Raw genomic sequence first — 15,834 nt, 5'->3', positions numbered from 1 at the left:
CCACTCACTTTCTCCCAGGAGCCGCAGAACGAACAAAGTCGACTGACGCTCCCATTGCTGTGTACGAGCTCCACCCCTCGGCATCGGCCGGGCGTGAAGATATGGAGGATGGAAAAGGCCAGAAGGCGTATCCATGAGCGCATGGCTATCAGCTCTTTCCGTTGCACATGCCGTTCCCCGACGCCTGCGCTCCCGGCATGTAGAACGGGCAGTACCGGCAATCGCTGTTGTTGAAAGGGAGGGCCATCGCCTTCTCTGCGTCCGACGGGCAGGAGCATCCATCGTTGTGCAGCCCGAGGGTTTCGGTGCAGCCCTTGAGCCGTTCGGCCAGGGCGTCAACCCGCGCCAGGGCATCCAGCGCGACCTTCGGGTTGTACGGCTCCGTCCAGACGTAGAGGTCTTCGAGAGACGACTCGTCGCGGGGCCAGCCGATGATGGCGACGTGTTCGATGCGCTCGCCCCGCTTCCGTGCGCCGTAGGCGTACGTGTGCGCCTGGACGCGGTAAGTCGGGGAAGGGCCTGACGACTTGAGCTTGTTCCGCGACCACTTGCCCATCAGCTTGTGGTCGTCGATCATGAACAGGACGCGGTCCAAAAGGTCCGCAGTGCCACGCGGGACGAAAGGCGAGTAGAAGGTCAGGGGGACTTCGACCGCATAGCGACCAGATCCGGCGTCTGCCCATGTGAACATCTCAGCGAGGCCAACATGGACGCATGTCCCGACAAACGAGGCCCAACCGTCACCACCTGGATTGACCCTCGGCAACCGCATGAGGGACATTGCCAGTCGACGGTCACAAGGTGACCCGATCTCGGAGGGTCCCAGCGCTTTCTGCTGGCTGCGTTCCTGCCGATTCGAGTAGCCATGGAACATCTCCTTCAGCCGCGCCGTAATCTCAAGCCCGAGATCCGTCATCGGCCTGACGTCCACCTTCGGCGCTTTGAAGGCTGCGGGCTGGCTAAAAAGCCGGATCTGCTCCCCGGCGTCCGGATCGCGGGCCGGTTGGCTGAACTGGCTCAGCCGCGCACCGACTTCCGCCCTGAACTCCTCGGCCTGGTTACTCGCAATCCGGTTCAGGTTCTCCGCGTACTCGCTCGCTCCCGGCAGAGCAGTCGCACCAGTCGCCGGCGTACTCGGGATAGAGGGCGTCGAAGAGGTCGCAGAGTCGGCATCCTGTTCTTCCGGGACTACCGTCCCTGACGTCGGGCATGGTTCCGTCTGCCCCTTCTGGTTGTGCTTGCGGTACTTGCCGGTGACCGTGGGGACGAGGCGCTTCCCGCAGACGTGGCACTCGATCTGGGTCACGGTGCCTGCCTCCGCATCTGCCGGGCCGGCGGGTCGTTCAGGTAGTCGATGCCGCGTGCGAAGAAGGCCACCGCGTCCCGAGCGTGGCCGAGGGTGTTGTTGCACGGCCGGCACAGCAGGCCGCGCACCTCACCGGTGGCGTGGTCGTGGTCGACGGACAACTTGCGGGTGGCCCCGGTCGCCCGCCGGCAGAGGGCACACAGGCCGCCCTGGAAGGCGTGGAGCCGGTCGTACTCTCCGGGGTCGAGGCCGTAGGTTCGCTGGACGCGCTTCTCATGCGCCGCGACCCTCCGGGCCTTCATGACCGCTCGGTGGTGGGTGTGACAGCGGGGTCCGTCGTAGGGAGCCGGCCGCCTTTGCCGAGCAGGTGGGAGAAACCCGCCCCACTCCGTCAGGCAGTCCTTACAGATGCGTTCCTTCAATCGCGCCACCACAGTTCATCGTCGTCTCGGTCGAAACGCCAGTAACCGCCGGTGTTCCACAGGACGGTTATCGCTTCACGGGTTTCCTCGTTCACGGCGATAGCTATGCGCCCGCGCTCGTAAATCTTGCATTCTTTCGGGTAGCGCTCCGGCGAATCTGAAATGAGCTTCGGTTCCGTCAGGCAGAGTCGGATCTCTTCGCCTTCAACGGCCATGTCCAGCGCGCGCTGCAAGGCGTGCCATCTGATGGTCCACCCGCTGATTTCAGGCATGGTGATACTCACCCCACAACTAACGCACCAGTTGGTTTTGATATTGGTCGGGGGGTACACGAAAGTGTCTCGGTACCAGAGATGTCCCTTATTGCGCCTCACAGAAGACGCACACGATGTCTTTGCCATAAGCGGCCTTGGTCTGGACGCAGAAGCAGAGCTCTTCACATGCGTCGCAGCCGTACAAGGTTCCGAAGACATGGAAGTGGGAGTCGTGCTTCAGTTTGCTGCTTGGAAGCGGCGGCGGTGGCGGCGCGGTTCCGGCCACGGCCGCCGCCCAGGCCGCCGACAGAAGCGCCGGCGGCACGTAGCGCTGACTCATCCGGACAGAGCTCCGATGATGAGCAGGAGGACAATCAGCGACCAGACGAGGAGGGCGTAGAACCGGCGGTCGCTCATAGACCGCCGGCGCTCGACGCTCACGGTGAAGCCTCACACTCGGCCAGGTACCGGAGCATCCTCTCCGCCCGCTTCGACTCCCGCGCGGCACGCCGGCGGGCTCGTACGGCACGGTCGTGGCGCTCCGCGTCGGCAGCGGTCTCCCACTCGCCCCGGCGACTGCGCACGGGCTTCCGCTTCATGATCTGCTGCTTCATGACGGTGTCCCTTCCAGGTCGGGCAGGCCCACGACGTCCGGATTGCCGAGGGTGACGGTCCAGCCCTCCGCGTAGAGGTCAGCGGCGTTGCTGCGGAAGTGGTGGCCGCAGAAGTCGAGCGCCAGAGGCGCATCGTCCTTCTGGACGCGGTACGCGGCGGCGGCCGGGCATCGGTCGCAGCGGTCAGCGGCGGTCAGTGTTCCGGCCATGGGCTCAGCCTTTCCGGAGGGGTGGCGTCGCTTCGCGGCGTCGATGGAGCGCTGGAGGAGAGGGGCCAGGTCGCCGTCAGGGTTGGACGGGGACCATTCACGTGAATTCATTGCTGCCTCGGATCAGAAGTTCGACGGAGTCCGGCCAGACGCCTTGCAGTTGCTCCTCATCGGAGGCCAGGTGCAGACGCCGCGCCTCATTCACGTAGGTCACGGTGTAGAGCCCGTGGCATTCGGTGAGGGAGCCGTGGTAGTAGACCCCGTCGCCGGGGCGGATGTTCTCGTTCATGACTGCCGCCCCGTTTCCGGACGTAGGGGATGGGAATCAGGAGCCCCCGGCATCGCCCCATCCCTAAAGCGATGCCGGGGGCCGCCGCTGCAACCCACGCCAATGGGGAGCGGCTGCCCTTTCTCGACGCGGCACCGGGTAGCAACGGAGCTGCGGAGAAAGGGGCTTAGGCCCTCACAGGGATGGGTGGAGTGTCCAGCTCCCCATGTGCTGTGAGGGTGTCTGAGTCAGGCGACGTGCTTCCACGTCTGCCGCTTCAGCAGGGCGTACATGGTGCCCCAGGAGACGCCGTACTTCGTGGCGAGGGCGGTCACCGTCCACTTGCCGGTGTCGAAGCTCTTGCGGGCCTGGCGGACCTTGCGGTTGTCGAGCTTGGCGTTGTGGTGGCGGGTTCCGTTGTATGCGGGCATGCGCGGGTCCTTCGGTAGGTGATGGAAAGGGGCGGGCCCGACCTGAGCGCTCAGGTCGGGCCCTCATCCGCTCGGCAGCCCGAGGAACGGGTGCGGAGCGGGGCCTCATGCGGCGAGCGACAGGATGCGCTCAACCGTGGCGACGTCCTCCTTCTCGATGTCGCCGGTCGCGGTGCGGAGCATGTTCCGCTCCTGGCGGGTGGCGCCGCGCACCTGCTTCTCGTGCTGGCCCCAGGTGTTGAACGCCTGCCACGCGCCCCAGCCGGTGCCCGCCCAGGGGGCAACCCGCAGGTCGTGGTGGTAGAGCTGCTGGACGGCGTCCCGCTTCTTCGTGGCGTGGGCTGCGGCGACCTTGCCGGCCCGCGTCGTGAGGTTGTCCGGCATGGGCATCAGCTCGTCCACGATGCGGCCCCAGGTGGCGTCGTCCACCTTCACGGACAGCAGGTGCTCGACCTCCCGCTCGAAAGCGTCGCCGGTGTCGAAGACGATGCCCAGGGCGTCGCGGGCCCGCGCCAGCTTGGTCAGCGACTTCGCGGAGTGCCGGACGCGGAAGGTTTCGCCGGCCTCCCGCAGGAAGGCGTTCATGGTGTTGTCGCAGACGACGTTGGTGACACCCCGCTTGTACGTGGTGGCCAGTGATCCGTCGAAGCTGGTCGTGGCCATCAGGAACGGCCGGAAGACGATGCCGCCGGCCATGCTGCGGTTCTCGGCCACCTCCACGGACACCCAGGCGATGGCACCACCGCGGAGCAGTCCGGCCGAGCCGATCTGGAGATCGTCGTCCAGGATGGTGGCGACGTTGCTCAGCAGCCACTCGCGGTACTGGTGCGGCTGATAGCCGTCCTTGAAGATCCCGAGCACCGATCCGGTGTCGCTGCGGACGATGGCCTTCGAGCCGAGGACTGCACGGAATGCTGACTCACCGGAGCCGGGGTTGTGGGTGGCGGTGAACAGCTCCCGCTCCTCGGCCTCCCAGTCGAAGAGGCGGCGCTCCACCAGCTCGACCGGGATGGGGCCGGGGTAGTGATTGTCGTCGCCGGCCCGGTGGTGCCAGGCGGGGCCCCTCTTCTCGGTGAAGCCGATGAGGGTGTTGCTGGACAGCCAGTCGAGAGTTTCGCGCGACATGGTGCGCTCCTTGGTTGGGGATGGGATGAAACGGGATGAGAGCATGCAAAAAGCCCCCCGAAGGAGGCTTTCGATGAGTGCTGCTACGCTGGCATCAGTGCAGGTCAGGTGCCATAAGGCACAACTTCAACCAGTGGCTGATCGACCTCCAGGGCCAGACCAGCACCACTCCGCGCGCCTACGACCAGCAGGTCGACTACGTCCTGCACGTCAAGGCCAGGGGCTCATCCCGGCCCAGGTCCAGGCGAAGGTCGCCGCCTACCGCGGCGCCGGCACGTCCTTCGAGGACACCGTCCCGAACGTCTGAGCCCGCCGGGCGCCCGGGGCCCCGCCGCCGGTGGGACCCCGGGCGCTCGCCCGCCGGCCCGGTCCCGGGCCGGCGCCCCGTGCGGATCGTCCCCGGCCGCCGGAAGGCGGACGGTGCGCAGGGCGGCCGCCGAGAGCCGCGGTACGGCGTGCCGCGGCGCTCCGCGACGGGGGCCGGCGCGTGCGGCGCCGGCTGAGTGCGTCCCCGAAGTGCGGGCCGTCCTCGGGATCTCCCCGGACGACCGCGTGACGCCGCAGTCCAGCGAGGGTGTTGGTTTCGCCGCGCACACCGTCACCACTGGCTCCAGGACCGCCCCGCCCCTGGCCGACGCGCCGCTGTTCCGGCTGCTCGACCGCGTCTACCGGGGCGTCGCGCTGCCCTCCTGATCCACCCCCGGCGCGAAGACCGCGCCCGCGGCGGCGAACAGGCGGGCGCAGCGCCGGGCCATCTGCTCCGGCGACTGGCCGGGGTGCTTGATCCACCAGCGCACCAGCGCGGTGACGACTCCCCGCCAGGCATACGTCAGCGCGTCGGCGTCCAGCGCCGCCTCGGCCTGCGGGGCGGCGCTCGCGCCGACCAGCCGCGCGGCGCCGGCGGCGGCGAGCCGGTCGATCTCCGCCCGGTAGCGCCGGGCCCGGCGGGCCGCCTCCCCGTCGGCGGGCAGTGCGGGGTCGTAGAGCACGAACCAGCCCTCTCGGCAGCCCTCCAGGGCGGTGAACAGGCCGTGCAGCACCCGCACCGGGTCGGGCGGCGCACCGTCCCCGTGGTCGGCCGTCGCGGTGCGCACGGCCTCCAGCACCCGGTCGCCGACCGGGACCAGGCAGGCCAGGCAGAGGTCCTGCTTCGCGCCGAAGTACTGGTGCAGCAGCGTCTTGGTGACGCCGACCCGGCCGGCCACCGCGGCCAGCGAGGCGGCGGCGTACCCGCGGCGGCCGAACTCCTCGGTGGCGGCGTCCAGGATCTGCCGCTCCCGCACGGCCCGCGGGACGCCCTTGGTACCGGTTCGGGACGAGGGGCTGGCCATATCCGCGAATTTACCATACGGTAATTTACGCTTCGGTAATATGACGGCGGGGGCGATGTCCGCGCCGACGACTCACCGCAGGCAGAGCACGCGTTGGCACGGTCACCGAGCCGCTGGAGCAGCCGCACCATGAGCGAAGCCGCCACCCCCGCCCGCACCCCCTCCCGCGTCCGCTCCTGGTGGGGCTGGGGGTGGGCCGACGCCCACCCCGACGACGCCGAGTGCGCCGCGCTCGGCGCGCTGCTCCCCGGCACCCTGGCCCGGCCGCTGCCCGTCCCGCGCGTCGCCGACCTGCCCGTCGGCCCGCCCGCGGTCCGGCCGCCGCAGAGCCTGGCCCCGCTGGTGACCGACGACCGCGAGGTCCGCGCCGCGCACGCCCTGGGCAAGGCCTACCGGGACGTCGTACGCGCGCTGCGCGGGCGCCTGGGGCGGGTGCCCGACCTGGTCGCCCACCCGGCCCGCGACCAGGACGTGGCCGACCTGCTCGACTGGGCCGGCGCCCACGGGGTGGCCGTCGTCCCCTACGGCGGCGGGTCCTCGGTCACCGGGGGAGTGGAATACCGGGGCGACGCCCACCGGGCCGTGCTCAGCCTGGACCTGACCGCCATGCGCCGCGTCCTGGAGATCGACCCGGTCAGCCGCGCCGCCCGCGTCCAGGCCGGCATCCTCGGCCCGGACCTGGAGGCGGCCCTGCGCCCGCACGGCCTGACGCTGCGCCACTTCCCGCAGAGCTTCGAGTTCTCCACTCTCGGCGGCTGGCTCGCCACCCGGGCCGGCGGCCACTACGCCACCGGCCGCACCCGCGTCGACGACTTCACCCAGTCGCTGAGGGTGGTCACCCCCGCCGGGACAGCCCAGTCCTGGCGGCTGCCCTCCTCCGGCGCCGGACCCTCGCCCGACCGGCTCTTCCTCGGCTCGGAGGGCGCGCTCGGCGTCATCACCGAGGCGTGGATGCGGCTACAGGAGCGGCCCCGCCACAAGGCGTCCGCCGCGCTGCCGTTCCGCCGCTTCGGCGACGCACTGGAAGCGGTCCGCGCGCTGGCCCAGTCCGACCTGGCCCCGGCCAACTGCCGGCTGCTGGACGCCGGGGAGGCCGCGCTCGCCGGGGCCTCCCACGACGGCTCGTCGGTCCTGGTGCTGGGCTTCGAGTCGGCCACCGGCCCGGTCCGGGCCGAGCTGGCCGAGGCGGTCGAGCTGGCCCGCGCCCACGGCGGCTCCGCGCCGCACGGCGCGGAGCCCGGCGACCCGGCCGGCGACGCGGTCGCCGCCTGGCGGTCCGTCTTCCTGCGGATGCCCTACCTGCGGGACGGACTGGCGCGGATGGGGGCGGTGGCCGAGACCTTCGAGACCGCCGCCACCTGGGACAGGCTGCCGGCCCTCGTCGAGGACGTCCGCACCGGGACGGCGGAGGCGGCCCGGCGGGCCACCGGGCGCCCGGCGACCGTCAACTGCCGCCTCACCCACGTCTACCCGGACGGCGCGGCCCCCTACTTCACGGTGCTCGCGGCCGGACGGCCCGGCGACGAGGAAGCCGTGTGGGACGAGATCAAGGCAGCGGCGACCGGGATCCTGCACCGCCACCGGGCCACCATCACCCACCACCACGCGGTCGGCCGCGACCACCGCCCCGGCTACGACCGCCAGCGGCCGGAGCCCTTCGCCCTCGCCCTGCGCGCCGCCAAGGACGCCCTCGACCCGCACGGCATCCTCAACCCGGGCGTGCTGGTGGGCCCGTGAGCCGCCCGGCCGCGCCGCTCAGGGGCGGTGCGTCAGCTCGGCCAGACGGCGGTCGTGCAGCCTGCCGAGCAGCAGCAGCGACAGGCTCGCGCCGATCAGCGCGCAGAACATGTCCCACTGGGTGTCCCACTCGTCCCCCTGCGTGGCCAGGAACGCGTCGGCGGCGTGCCCGCCGGTCACCGCCGCCGCCCACTCCAGCATCTCGAACACCGCGCTGAACGCCAGACAGGCGCAGACCACCAGCGGCGCCAGCCAGCGGCTGCCGCGCAACGGCGAGGTGCGCACCAGCAGTTCGCGCACCAGGAGGGCGGGCACGAAGCCCTGCATCAGATGGCCGAACCGGTCGTAGGGGTTGCGCTCCAGGCCCAGCAGGTCGCGCACCCAGTCGCCGGCCGGCACCTCCGCGTAGGTGTAGTGGCCGCCCACCAGGAGCACCACCGCGTGCGCGGCCAGCAGGCAGCACAGCAGGTCGCTGAGCGGGAAGCGGCGGCGCGCCAGCACCGCCAGAGGCAGCCCGACCAGCACCCACACCGTCTCCAGCAGCCAGGTGACCGGGTCCTCGGGGCGCCACGCCGAGACGGCGACGGCGGCGAGCACCAGCACCACCAGGGCGGCGGGCAGCCTGCGCCGGCGTGCGGCGAGCGGGGCGGTGCCGGGGAGGGCGGTGGGCATGGCGGGCTCCTCGTCGGTCAGGGGACGGCGATCGGGGCCGGACGCGGCCGGGATCAGGGCCATATCGTGCGGCCCGCCGGAGCGCGCGGCATGAGTACGCGCACTCATCCGGGGCGGGCGCCCTCGTGGTCGCCGGCGCCGCCGAGCGCCCCGGCCCCGATGCGTCGCCCCCCGCCGGCGGGGGGGGAATACCGTGCGGGGCCGCCGGGCTGTCACCGGCATGAGCACTCTCGGACTGATCGGCAGCGGAAACATCGGCAGCACCCTCGCCCGGCTCGGCGTCGCCGCCGGCCTGGACGTCGTCCTGAGCGACTCGCGCGGGCCGCAGACCCTGACGGACCTGGTCGCCGAACTGGGCCCGCGCGCCCGGGCGGCGACCCCGGCCGAGGCGGCGGCGGCCGGCGACTGGGTCGTCGTCACCGTGCCGCTGAGGAACTACCGCCAGGTGCCCGTGGAACCGCTGGCGGGCAAGATCGTGCTGGACACCGGCAACTACTACCCCGAGCGCGACGGCCGGATCCCGGAGCTGGACGCCGAGCGGACCACCACCAGCGAACTGCTCCAGCGGCACCTGCCGCAGTCCCACGTGGTCAAGGCGTTCAACAACATCTACTTCGCCCACCTGGCCGCGCTGGCCCGTCCGTCCGGCGCCGCCGACCGCTCGGCGCTGCCCATCGCCGCCGACGACCCCGAGGCGCGCGCGGACGCCGCCAGGCTGCTGGACCTGCTCGGCTACGACGCCGTCGACACCGGCCCGCTCGCCGCGAGCTGGCGCTTCCAGCGGGACACCCCCGCCTACGTCGTCCCGTACGCGAAGAACCCGCAGGGCCTCGGCATCGCGGCCGACGACCCCGGCGCGCCGGCCGGCGCCGGCCGGCTCCGTGCCGCCCTGGCCCAGGCGCGCCGCCCGGCCGGCGCCGCCCCCGCCGAAGAGGACTGACCCCGGCCCGGGGCGGGCTCGCCGCCGGTCATGCGCCGGCCAGCAGCAGCCCGCCCATGGTCAGCATGGTCGCCGCGACCAGGCCGTCCAGCGCCCGCCAGGCCCGGGGCCGGGCGAGCAGCCCGCTCAGCAGCCGGGAACCGTAGCCGAGCGCCGCGAACCAGACCAGACTGGCCGCCGCGGCGCCCGCGCCGAACACCCAGCGCCCGGTGCCGTGGTCGGCCGCCACCGAGCCGAGCAGCAGCACCGTGTCCAGGTACACGTGCGGGTTGAGCCAGGTCAGGGCCAGGCAGGTGAGCACCGCGGCGCGCGCCGAACCGGTGGCGGCGCCGCGGGCGTCCAGGGCGGCGGCCCCGGCCGGCCGAAGGGCGCGCCGCGCGGCCAGCAGGCCGTAGCCGAGCAGGAACAGCCCGCCCGCCACCGCGACCGCGGTGAGCGCGGCCGGCCAGGCGGTGACCACCGCGCCGACCCCCGCCACGCCGAGCACGATGAGGGCCGCGTCGGACAGCGCGCAGATCCCCACCACCCACAGCACCGCGTGCCGGTGCACGCCCTGGCGCAGCACGAAGGCGTTCTGCGCGCCGATGGCGACGATGAGGGAGAGGCCGGTGCCGAATCCGGCCAGTGCGGTGGTGAGGGTGCCGTACGTCATGGGACGACGGTAGGAAGCGAGCGACCGACAGTACAGCTAAAGATTCTTACGTACCATGAGCCAGCGTGATGGAAGAGCTTCCCCTGGACCAGGTCCGGACCCTCCTCGCGGTGGTCGACGAGGGCACCTTCGACGCGGCGGCCGCCGTCCTGCACGTGACGCCGTCGGCGGTCAGCCAGCGCGTGAAGGCGCTGGAGCAGCGCACCGGACGGGTCCTGCTGCTGCGGACCAGACCGGTGCGGGCCACCGCCTCCGGCGAGGTGATCGTCCGCTACGCCCGCCAGTCGGCCCGGCTGGAGCGCGACGCCCGCGCGGAGCTGGGCATCGACGACGGGCAGGGGCCGGCCCGGCTGCCGATCGCGGTCAACGCCGACTCCCTGGCCACCTGGCTGCTGCCGGCGCTGACCGGGCTGGAGCGGGACCCGCCGGTCTGCTTCGAGCTGTACCGCGAGGACGAGGCGCACACCACGGCGCTGCTGCGCGAGGGGCAGGTGATGGCCGCGGTGACCTCCTCGCCCGACCCGGTCGCCGGGTGCACGGTGCGCCGGCTGGGCCGCTTCCGCTACCTGCCGGTGGTCAGCCCGGCGCTGCTCGCCCGCCACCCCGGGCTGCCGCCGCGGGACCTGGCGCGCTTCGTGCGCGAGGCGCCGGTGGTCCAGTTCGACCGGCGCGACGACCACCAGGACGCCTTCGCCCGCTCGCTCACCGGCGGCGCGGCGGCGGCGAGCCGGGTACGCCATCTCGTACCCACCTCCGAGGGGTTCGCCGACGCGGTGGCGGCCGGCCTGGGCTGGGGCCTGGTGCCCGAGCCGCAGGCGCTCGCGCTGCTGGAGCGGGGCGCCGTGGTGCCGCTGGCGGACGACCGGCCGCTGGACGTCCCGCTCTACTGGCAGCAGTGGAAGCTGGACTCGCCGGCGCTGGCCGCGGTGGCCCGGGCGGTCGCCGAGGCGGCCGCCCGGGCCCTGCGCCCGCCGGCGGACGGCCCGGGCGCCACGCCCGCCGCCCCGGGCGGGCCGGTCAGGCCGGTCCGCCGGTCCGCCGGCCGGTGACGTTGGCCTCCAGCAGCAGCGTGGCGTCCCGCACGCCGATCGCCCCCGCGCGCCCGGGCAGCCGCCCGTCCGCCTCCCGCAGCTCCCTCAGCGCGCCGTCGATCGCCTCGTGCGCGGCGAACAGGCACGGGGTGCTGTAGATCGCCACGTCCACACCCAGCTCCGACAGCTCGGTCAGGGACAGCCGGGGCGAGTTGCCGCCGCCGATCTGGTTGAACAGCAGCGGGACGCCGGCGACCGCCTCGCGGACCCGCCGGATCGTCACCACGTCCCGCACCCCGTCCACCAGGACCACGTCCGCGCCGCTCTTCGCCAGCGCGGCGGCCCGCCGCAGGATCTCGCCCTCCTCGACCGCGTCGGTACGCGCCACCACGACCATCTCGCTCCGGCTGTCCAGCACCCGGTGCAGCTTGTCCAGGTACTCCTCCAGCGGCAGGATCCGCTTGCCGTCCGCGTGCCCGCACCGCCGGGGCCGCTGCTGGTCCTCCAGGACGACGCCCGAGACGCCCGCCCGCTCCAGCCTCCGCACGACATGGCAGGCCACCTCCGGATCGGCGTAGCCGTCGTCGATGTCCACCAGCAGATGGTGCTCGGGGAAGGCCGGCCGCAGCCTCTCGGCGAACGCCACGATGTCCGGCCAGGCGATGAAACCGATGTCCGGAAGGCCGTAGTACGAGGCGGCGAAACCGAAGCCGGAGAGGAAGAAGCCGTCGTAGTGCCGTGCCGCCAGCGAGGCGGAGTACATGTCGTAGACGCCGATCAGGGGGGTGGTCCCGGGGCTCGCGATCGCGTCGCGCAGCCGGTGCCCGTGGCCCATCGTGCCTCCAGGGGGAACGGGCGGCCGCCGGAGGGAGGGGGACGGCGGCCGCCGAGCGGGTGGTCGACGACCCAGCGTCACAGGAAGATCGTTTCGCCCCCCAACGCCGCTCACCCGTTGGCATCAGCGCGAACCGGACAACGGCCGGCGGCCCGTTGTCAGTGGTGCTGGCTACGGTGGGGCGCATGATCGATGCCGAGGACGTCCGCCGGATCGCCCTGTCCTTCCCCGAGACGGTGGAGAAGGAGGCCTGGGCCATGCCCACCTTCCGGGTCGCCGGGAAGATGTACGTCACCGTGCCCGACGACCAGACCTCGTTCGCCGTCCGCTGCCCCCGCGACGAGCGCGCCGAGCTGATCGCCGCGGAGCCGGAGAAGTTCTGGGTCCCGCCGCACGAGGCGAGCTCCGCGTGGGTCCGGGTCCGCCTCGCCGCCCTGGAGGACCTCGCCGAGCTGCGCGACATCCTGGTCGACTCCTGGCGCCAGGCCGCACCACCCCGGCTGACCGAGGACCACCCCGGACTGCGCCCCGGCGCCCCGGCCCCCGGCTGACGCCGGGCGGCGCGGGTCTGCCGGGCGTCAGGTGGCGCGGAGGGCGGCGGCCCACGCGTCGAGCTGCTCGGCGGTGCGCGGGCCGGGCGCGTCCGGCGCGAGCAGACCCCGCTCGCGCAGGACCGCGGCGACCGCCATGCCCCACGGCCGCCGCAGCCCGGCCTCGGCCAGCAGCTCACGGTCCACCAGCAGTTCGGCCACCGGCCCGGTGCGCGGACCGGCCGGAGTGAGCACCGCCGCGTCGTCCGCCCACCGCAGCGCCAGGTCCACGTCATGGGTGGCCATCAGCACCGTCGTCCCCGAGGCCCGCAGCCGCTCCAGTACCACCAGCAGCCGCTCCTGCCCGTGCGGGTCGAGCCCCGCCGTCGGCTCGTCCAGGATCAGCACCCGCGGCCGCATCGCCACCGCGCCGGCGATCGCCGCCCGCTTGCGCTGCCCGTAGGACAGCAGATGGGTGGGCCGGTCCGCCAGCGCCGCGATGTCCAGCGCCTCCAGCGCCCCGTCCACCCGGGCGCGCACCTCGTCCTCGGCCAGCCCGAGGTTCATCGGCCCGAACGACACGTCCTGCGCCACCGAGGCGGCGAACAACTGGTCGTCCGGGTCCTGCACCACGAGCTGCACGGTCGTGCGCAGCTTCACCAGCCCGGCCCGGTCGTACGCCACGTCCTCGCCGGCCAGCCTCAGCCGCCCCTCGACCGGCCGCAGCCCGCCGCTGAGCAGCCGCAGCATCGTGGTCTTGCCGCTGCCGTTGCGGCCCAGCAGCGCCGTCGTCCGGCCCTCGCCGACCGCGAAGTCCACGCCGCCGAGCACCGCCGGCCCCTCGTCGTAGGCGTATCCGGCGCCGACCAGTTCCACCACCGGCGGCCCGCCCGGGTGCCCGCTCATGTCAGGAGACCTCTCAGTGCGTAGGTGAGGACGACCAGCACGGCCAGCAGGCCGGCCGTCGCGGCCAGAAAGCGGCGGGAGACCTCCGCCCGCGGCACCAGGACCCGCAGCGTGCCGTCGTAGCCCCGGCCGGCCAGCCCGTCCTGGAGCCGTGCCGCCCGGTCGAAGGCCCGGACGAACGCGGTCGCGCCCAGCCCGGCCAGCGACCGCCACGCGGCCGCCCGGCTCGCCTGCCCCAGCCGGGCGTGCTGCGCCTGCCGCACCCGCGCCACGGTGTCCAGCAGCAGGAAACCGATCCGGTACATCACCAGCGCCACATCCACCACCGGCGCCGGCACCCCGGCCCGCACCAGGCGCGGCAGCACGTCGGAGACCGGAGTGGTGAACGCGAACAGCAGCACCCCGAGGGACGCAGCCGAGGTCCGCAGCAGCAACTCCCCGGCGTGCAGCGGCCCGTCCGGCGCCGGCGACACCAGTCCGCCGGCCCCGCCCACCTGGAACAGCAGCGGCGCCGCGCCCGTCACGCAGAAGCCCAGCGGCACGCGGAACGCCCGCCACAGCAGCCGGGGCGCCACCCCGGCCGGGCCCAGCAGCACCGCCAGTGTCGCCGTGCCCACCAGCGCGGCGCCCGGCCAGGCCGGCAGAGCCACCGCGCACAGCGTCAGACCGAACCCGAGGACCGCCTTCTCGCCGGGATGCCGGCGGCGCCAGCGACTGCCGTGCGCCGCCGCGTCGATCGGCAGCACCCGGCTACTCGGCAGCCCCGGCGTCCCGGGCCGCGTCGGCCCTCGCGCGCCCGGCGCCGGCCGCCGTCCCCTCCCCGGCGGCCGCCGCCCGCGCCTCGCCCTGGCGGCGGCCCCGGCGCACCCCGAAGTAGTACGCCAGCACCCCCGCGCCGAGCGCCGCCTGCAGGGCGAACAGCGCCGACTCGACCTCACCGGACGGCGGCTCGTACAGCGGCGCGAACCACGGCTCGTAGTCCGGGGCCAGCTCCGTGATCGCGGTCTCCGCCTGCGCGTCGGCGCCGGCGAACGGCTCCTCCTTGTGGTCTCCGAGGCCCAGCGCCAGCGGCAGCACGGCGAGCGCCGCCACCACGAGCAGCAGCAGCGTGTTGACCTTCGCGTTGCGGCTCATCGGGTCACCGTCTCCTTCTCCTCGCCCGCGGCGCCGGCCTCGGCGCCCTTCGAGCCGCCCTTGCCGGTCAGCTTCGACAGCACGCCCAGACGCAGCAGTTCCGCCTTGCTGGACTGGGTCAGCAGCCGCATCACCAGCACGGTGAGCAGGCCCTCGCTGACCGCCAGCGGGATCTGGGTGAGCGCGAAGATCGAGCCGAACTTCGCCAGCGCCCCCGGGATGCCGGAGCCCGGGTCGGGGAAGGCCAGCGCGAGCTGCACGCTGGTGACGCAGTAGGTCGACAGGTCGGCCACGAACGCGCCGAAGAAGACCGCGACCATCAGCGACGCGCCCGAGCGCCGCAGCAGCCAGTACGTCCCGAAGCCGGCCCACGGCCCGACGACCGCCATCGAGAAGACGTTCGCGCCGAGCGTGGTCAGCCCGCCGTGCGCCAGCAGCAGCGCCTGGAAGAGCAGGGTGATGGTGCCCAGCACCGCCATGATCGGCGGCCGGAACAGGATGGCGCCCAGCCCCGTACCGGTCGGATGCGAGCAACTGCCCGTGACCGAGGGTATCTTCAGGGCGGAAAGGACGAAGGTGAACGCACCGGACGCACCCAGCAGAAGCGTGGATTCCGGGTTGCTCCGGACCTCCCGCGTCAGGGCGCGCACACCGTGTACGACGAACGGGGCGGACGCGACAGCCCAGGCGGCCGCGTGCGCAGGGGGCAGATAGCCCTCGGCGATATGCATGGTCGGGAGACCCTCTCCAGCACCTCGTGGATGGACAACACGCCCCGGCCGGTCTCCTGGCTGACGGGTCATGCCGCCTCGGCTCCGCCTTCCCGGACGCCGCGGTCTCCCGCGGCGGACCCAGTGGCTTCCCGGAGGCCGCGCCCCCGGGAGTGGACCCGGACTTCCCGATCACAGTGGCGAGGGCCGCACCGGTTCCGCACCGGTTTCCCGTACACCAAGGCGGTGTGACCCTAGTGCGTTGACCAGGTACATCACAACCCTGGTACCGGCCGGTGGACCGGAGCCGGGGTCCGGCCCGCGCCGGGCGCCGCCTCACTCCTTGCGGTAGCCGTACGCCTCCGACGCCGCGGCCGCCACCGCGTCCAGGTCCCCGCCGGCCGCCGCCGTCGCCACCGCGGCCACCGCGCCCTCCACGAACGGCGCGTCCACCAGCCTGGCGGAGTCCGGGAGTTCGCCGCCCTCAGCGAGCAGCGCCTTCACCGTCAGCACCGCGCTGCCGAGATCGGCGAGCACCGCCACCCCGGAACCGCCGTCCACCGACGCGGCCGCCGCCGCGATCAGCTCCGCGCTGGTGCCGAGCCCGCCGCCGGGCAGCCCGCCCGCCGCCGCCACCGGCACACTCGGCCCGCCGGTCAGCCCGCGCGCCAGCCCCGCCACCGACTCCGCCACCTCGGCGCTGTGCGACACCAGCACGATGCCCACC

22 protein-coding genes, 1 pseudogene and 1 riboswitch are annotated in these 15,834 nt (G+C 73.1%); of the genes and pseudogenes, 6 read left to right on the top strand and 17 right to left on the bottom strand.

Annotated elements, in window-relative coordinates:
- Positions 1-148: 148 nt before the first annotated feature.
- The 8 genes from C6N75_RS09690 to C6N75_RS09660 form a co-directional block, all read right to left on the bottom strand.
- Positions 149-1,306 (bottom strand): hypothetical protein, encoded by a 1,158-nt coding sequence (locus C6N75_RS09690; RefSeq protein WP_105868461.1) that lies wholly within the window; start codon positions 1,304-1,306, stop codon positions 149-151.
- Entirely contained in the window at positions 1,303-1,608 is a 306-nt protein-coding gene (locus C6N75_RS09685) for an endonuclease VII domain-containing protein (protein ID WP_105868460.1), read from the bottom strand. The genes C6N75_RS09690 and C6N75_RS09685 overlap by 4 nt, the downstream gene beginning before the upstream one ends.
- Positions 1,609-1,724: 116 nt before the next feature.
- Positions 1,725-2,000: a hypothetical protein gene (locus C6N75_RS09680; protein ID WP_146132516.1), complete on the bottom strand. Its 276-nt coding sequence runs from the start codon at positions 1,998-2,000 to the stop codon at positions 1,725-1,727.
- Between the two features lie 88 nt (positions 2,001-2,088).
- Positions 2,089-2,322 (bottom strand): hypothetical protein, encoded by a 234-nt coding sequence (locus C6N75_RS30120; protein ID WP_146132515.1) that lies wholly within the window; start codon positions 2,320-2,322, stop codon positions 2,089-2,091.
- A 270-nt stretch (positions 2,323-2,592) separates the two neighbouring features.
- A complete protein-coding gene (locus tag C6N75_RS09675) occupies positions 2,593-2,805 on the bottom strand; it encodes a DUF7455 domain-containing protein (RefSeq protein ID WP_105868458.1) in 213 nt (70 codons plus the stop codon).
- 97 nt (positions 2,806-2,902) lie between these two features.
- Positions 2,903-3,094: a hypothetical protein gene (locus C6N75_RS09670; RefSeq protein ID WP_105868457.1), complete on the bottom strand. Its 192-nt coding sequence runs from the start codon at positions 3,092-3,094 to the stop codon at positions 2,903-2,905.
- A gap of 227 nt (positions 3,095-3,321) precedes the next feature.
- On the bottom strand, positions 3,322-3,504 hold the full coding sequence (locus C6N75_RS09665; protein ID WP_105868456.1) for a hypothetical protein: 183 nt from the start codon (positions 3,502-3,504) through the stop codon (positions 3,322-3,324).
- 105 nt (positions 3,505-3,609) lie between these two features.
- Positions 3,610-4,629, bottom strand: a complete 1,020-nt coding sequence (locus C6N75_RS09660) for a DUF932 domain-containing protein (RefSeq protein ID WP_105868455.1) — start codon at positions 4,627-4,629, stop codon at positions 3,610-3,612.
- A gap of 122 nt (positions 4,630-4,751) precedes the next feature.
- On the opposite strand from C6N75_RS09660, the pseudogene C6N75_RS31470 reads away from it, so the two are divergent.
- Together C6N75_RS31470 and C6N75_RS30570 are read left to right on the top strand one after the other, a co-directional pair.
- A pseudogene (locus C6N75_RS31470) lies at positions 4,752-4,936 on the top strand (cellulose binding domain-containing protein); the annotation flags it as partial.
- A gap of 245 nt (positions 4,937-5,181) precedes the next feature.
- A complete protein-coding gene (locus C6N75_RS30570) occupies positions 5,182-5,322 on the top strand; it encodes a hypothetical protein (RefSeq protein ID WP_181160414.1) in 141 nt (46 codons plus the stop codon).
- On the opposite strand, the gene C6N75_RS09650 is transcribed toward C6N75_RS30570, so the two are convergent.
- A complete protein-coding gene (locus C6N75_RS09650; RefSeq protein ID WP_105868454.1) occupies positions 5,295-5,960 on the bottom strand; it encodes a TetR/AcrR family transcriptional regulator in 666 nt (221 codons plus the stop codon). The genes C6N75_RS30570 and C6N75_RS09650 overlap by 28 nt on opposite strands.
- A 129-nt stretch (positions 5,961-6,089) precedes the next feature.
- On the opposite strand from C6N75_RS09650, the gene C6N75_RS09645 reads away from it, so the two are divergent.
- Positions 6,090-7,697: an FAD-binding oxidoreductase gene (locus tag C6N75_RS09645; protein WP_105868453.1), complete on the top strand. Its 1,608-nt coding sequence runs from the start codon at positions 6,090-6,092 to the stop codon at positions 7,695-7,697.
- 18 nt (positions 7,698-7,715) lie between these two features.
- Here C6N75_RS09645 and C6N75_RS09640 read toward each other — a convergent pair whose 3' ends face one another.
- Positions 7,716-8,369 carry a DUF2238 domain-containing protein gene (locus C6N75_RS09640; protein WP_105868541.1) on the bottom strand — a complete coding sequence of 218 codons (654 nt, stop codon included), beginning with the start codon at positions 8,367-8,369 and terminating at the stop codon, positions 7,716-7,718.
- A gap of 220 nt (positions 8,370-8,589) precedes the next feature.
- Between C6N75_RS09640 and C6N75_RS09635 the strand changes: the two genes are divergently transcribed.
- Positions 8,590-9,309: an NADPH-dependent F420 reductase gene (locus tag C6N75_RS09635; RefSeq protein WP_105868452.1), complete on the top strand. Its 720-nt coding sequence runs from the start codon at positions 8,590-8,592 to the stop codon at positions 9,307-9,309.
- A gap of 28 nt (positions 9,310-9,337) precedes the next feature.
- On the opposite strand, the gene C6N75_RS09630 is transcribed toward C6N75_RS09635, so the two are convergent.
- Positions 9,338-9,961, bottom strand: coding sequence for a LysE/ArgO family amino acid transporter (locus C6N75_RS09630; RefSeq protein WP_105868451.1), 624 nt, complete (start codon positions 9,959-9,961; stop codon positions 9,338-9,340).
- Between the two features lie 68 nt (positions 9,962-10,029).
- Here C6N75_RS09630 and C6N75_RS09625 point away from each other — a divergent pair, with 68 nt between their 5' ends.
- Positions 10,030-11,010, top strand: coding sequence for a LysR family transcriptional regulator ArgP (locus C6N75_RS09625; protein ID WP_105868450.1), 981 nt, complete (start codon positions 10,030-10,032; stop codon positions 11,008-11,010).
- On the opposite strand, the gene C6N75_RS09620 is transcribed toward C6N75_RS09625, so the two are convergent.
- On the bottom strand, positions 10,979-11,827 hold the full coding sequence (locus C6N75_RS09620) for an isocitrate lyase/PEP mutase family protein (protein ID WP_105868449.1): 849 nt from the start codon (positions 11,825-11,827) through the stop codon (positions 10,979-10,981). The two genes, C6N75_RS09625 and C6N75_RS09620, sit on opposite strands and share 32 nt — an antisense overlap.
- A gap of 185 nt (positions 11,828-12,012) precedes the next feature.
- Here C6N75_RS09620 and C6N75_RS09615 point away from each other — a divergent pair, with 185 nt between their 5' ends.
- Complete coding sequence (locus C6N75_RS09615) at positions 12,013-12,378, top strand: MmcQ/YjbR family DNA-binding protein (protein ID WP_105868448.1); 366 nt, start codon at positions 12,013-12,015, stop codon at positions 12,376-12,378.
- Positions 12,379-12,405: 27 nt separating this feature from the next.
- Here C6N75_RS09615 and C6N75_RS09610 read toward each other — a convergent pair whose 3' ends face one another.
- The 5 genes from C6N75_RS09610 to C6N75_RS09590 all read right to left on the bottom strand — a co-directional run bounded on the left by C6N75_RS09610 (position 12,406) and on the right by C6N75_RS09590 (position 15,833).
- Entirely contained in the window at positions 12,406-13,263 is an 858-nt protein-coding gene (locus tag C6N75_RS09610) for an energy-coupling factor ABC transporter ATP-binding protein (RefSeq protein ID WP_105868447.1), read from the bottom strand.
- The gene (gene cbiQ, locus C6N75_RS09605; protein ID WP_105868446.1) at positions 13,260-14,009 is read right to left on the bottom strand and encodes a cobalt ECF transporter T component CbiQ; all 750 of its coding nucleotides are present in this window, start codon (positions 14,007-14,009) and stop codon (positions 13,260-13,262) included. The genes C6N75_RS09610 and cbiQ overlap by 4 nt, the downstream gene beginning before the upstream one ends.
- A gap of 4 nt (positions 14,010-14,013) precedes the next feature.
- On the bottom strand, positions 14,014-14,397 hold the full coding sequence (locus C6N75_RS09600) for an energy-coupling factor ABC transporter substrate-binding protein (RefSeq protein WP_105868445.1): 384 nt from the start codon (positions 14,395-14,397) through the stop codon (positions 14,014-14,016).
- Positions 14,394-15,128, bottom strand: coding sequence for an energy-coupling factor ABC transporter permease (locus tag C6N75_RS09595; protein WP_105868444.1), 735 nt, complete (start codon positions 15,126-15,128; stop codon positions 14,394-14,396). The genes C6N75_RS09600 and C6N75_RS09595 overlap by 4 nt, the downstream gene beginning before the upstream one ends.
- A 29-nt stretch (positions 15,129-15,157) precedes the next feature.
- Positions 15,158-15,379, bottom strand: a riboswitch (cobalamin riboswitch).
- Between the two features lie 64 nt (positions 15,380-15,443).
- Complete coding sequence (locus C6N75_RS09590) at positions 15,444-15,833, bottom strand: PTS-dependent dihydroxyacetone kinase phosphotransferase subunit DhaM (RefSeq protein ID WP_258177312.1); 390 nt, start codon at positions 15,831-15,833, stop codon at positions 15,444-15,446.
- Position 15,834 lies beyond the last annotated feature (1 nt).

The sequence above is a fragment of the Streptomyces solincola genome, assembly GCF_002982015.1.
Taxonomy (GTDB): domain Bacteria; phylum Actinomycetota; class Actinomycetes; order Streptomycetales; family Streptomycetaceae; genus Streptomyces; species Streptomyces solincola.
The sequence above is the reverse complement of the archived record's forward strand: the minus strand, read 5'-3'. Positions and strand labels throughout refer to the sequence as shown.

Bases quoted from the DNA above. Each gene is read 5' to 3' on its own strand.
- C6N75_RS09685 (WP_105868460.1), bottom strand. From the start codon at position 1,608: ATGAAGGCCCGGAGGGTCGCGGCGCATGAGAAGCGCGTCCAGCGAACC.
- C6N75_RS09680 (WP_146132516.1), bottom strand. From the start codon at position 2,000: ATGCCTGAAATCAGCGGGTGGACCATCAGATGGCACGCCTTGCAGCGC.
- C6N75_RS30120 (WP_146132515.1), bottom strand. From the start codon at position 2,322: ATGAGTCAGCGCTACGTGCCGCCGGCGCTTCTGTCGGCGGCCTGGGCG.
- C6N75_RS09675 (WP_105868458.1), bottom strand. From the start codon at position 2,805: ATGGCCGGAACACTGACCGCCGCTGACCGCTGCGACCGATGCCCGGCC.
- C6N75_RS09670 (WP_105868457.1), bottom strand. From the start codon at position 3,094: ATGAACGAGAACATCCGCCCCGGCGACGGGGTCTACTACCACGGCTCC.
- C6N75_RS09665 (WP_105868456.1), bottom strand. From the start codon at position 3,504: ATGCCCGCATACAACGGAACCCGCCACCACAACGCCAAGCTCGACAAC.
- C6N75_RS09660 (WP_105868455.1), bottom strand. From the start codon at position 4,629: ATGTCGCGCGAAACTCTCGACTGGCTGTCCAGCAACACCCTCATCGGC.
- C6N75_RS09650 (WP_105868454.1), bottom strand. From the start codon at position 5,960: ATGGCCAGCCCCTCGTCCCGAACCGGTACCAAGGGCGTCCCGCGGGCC.
- C6N75_RS09645 (WP_105868453.1), top strand. From the start codon at position 6,090: ATGAGCGAAGCCGCCACCCCCGCCCGCACCCCCTCCCGCGTCCGCTCC.
- C6N75_RS09640 (WP_105868541.1), bottom strand. From the start codon at position 8,369: ATGCCCACCGCCCTCCCCGGCACCGCCCCGCTCGCCGCACGCCGGCGC.
- C6N75_RS09635 (WP_105868452.1), top strand. From the start codon at position 8,590: ATGAGCACTCTCGGACTGATCGGCAGCGGAAACATCGGCAGCACCCTC.
- C6N75_RS09630 (WP_105868451.1), bottom strand. From the start codon at position 9,961: ATGACGTACGGCACCCTCACCACCGCACTGGCCGGATTCGGCACCGGC.
- C6N75_RS09625 (WP_105868450.1), top strand. From the start codon at position 10,030: ATGGAAGAGCTTCCCCTGGACCAGGTCCGGACCCTCCTCGCGGTGGTC.
- C6N75_RS09620 (WP_105868449.1), bottom strand. From the start codon at position 11,827: ATGGGCCACGGGCACCGGCTGCGCGACGCGATCGCGAGCCCCGGGACC.
- C6N75_RS09615 (WP_105868448.1), top strand. From the start codon at position 12,013: ATGATCGATGCCGAGGACGTCCGCCGGATCGCCCTGTCCTTCCCCGAG.
- C6N75_RS09610 (WP_105868447.1), bottom strand. From the start codon at position 13,263: ATGAGCGGGCACCCGGGCGGGCCGCCGGTGGTGGAACTGGTCGGCGCC.
- C6N75_RS09600 (WP_105868445.1), bottom strand. From the start codon at position 14,397: ATGAGCCGCAACGCGAAGGTCAACACGCTGCTGCTGCTCGTGGTGGCG.
- C6N75_RS09595 (WP_105868444.1), bottom strand. From the start codon at position 15,128: ATGCATATCGCCGAGGGCTATCTGCCCCCTGCGCACGCGGCCGCCTGG.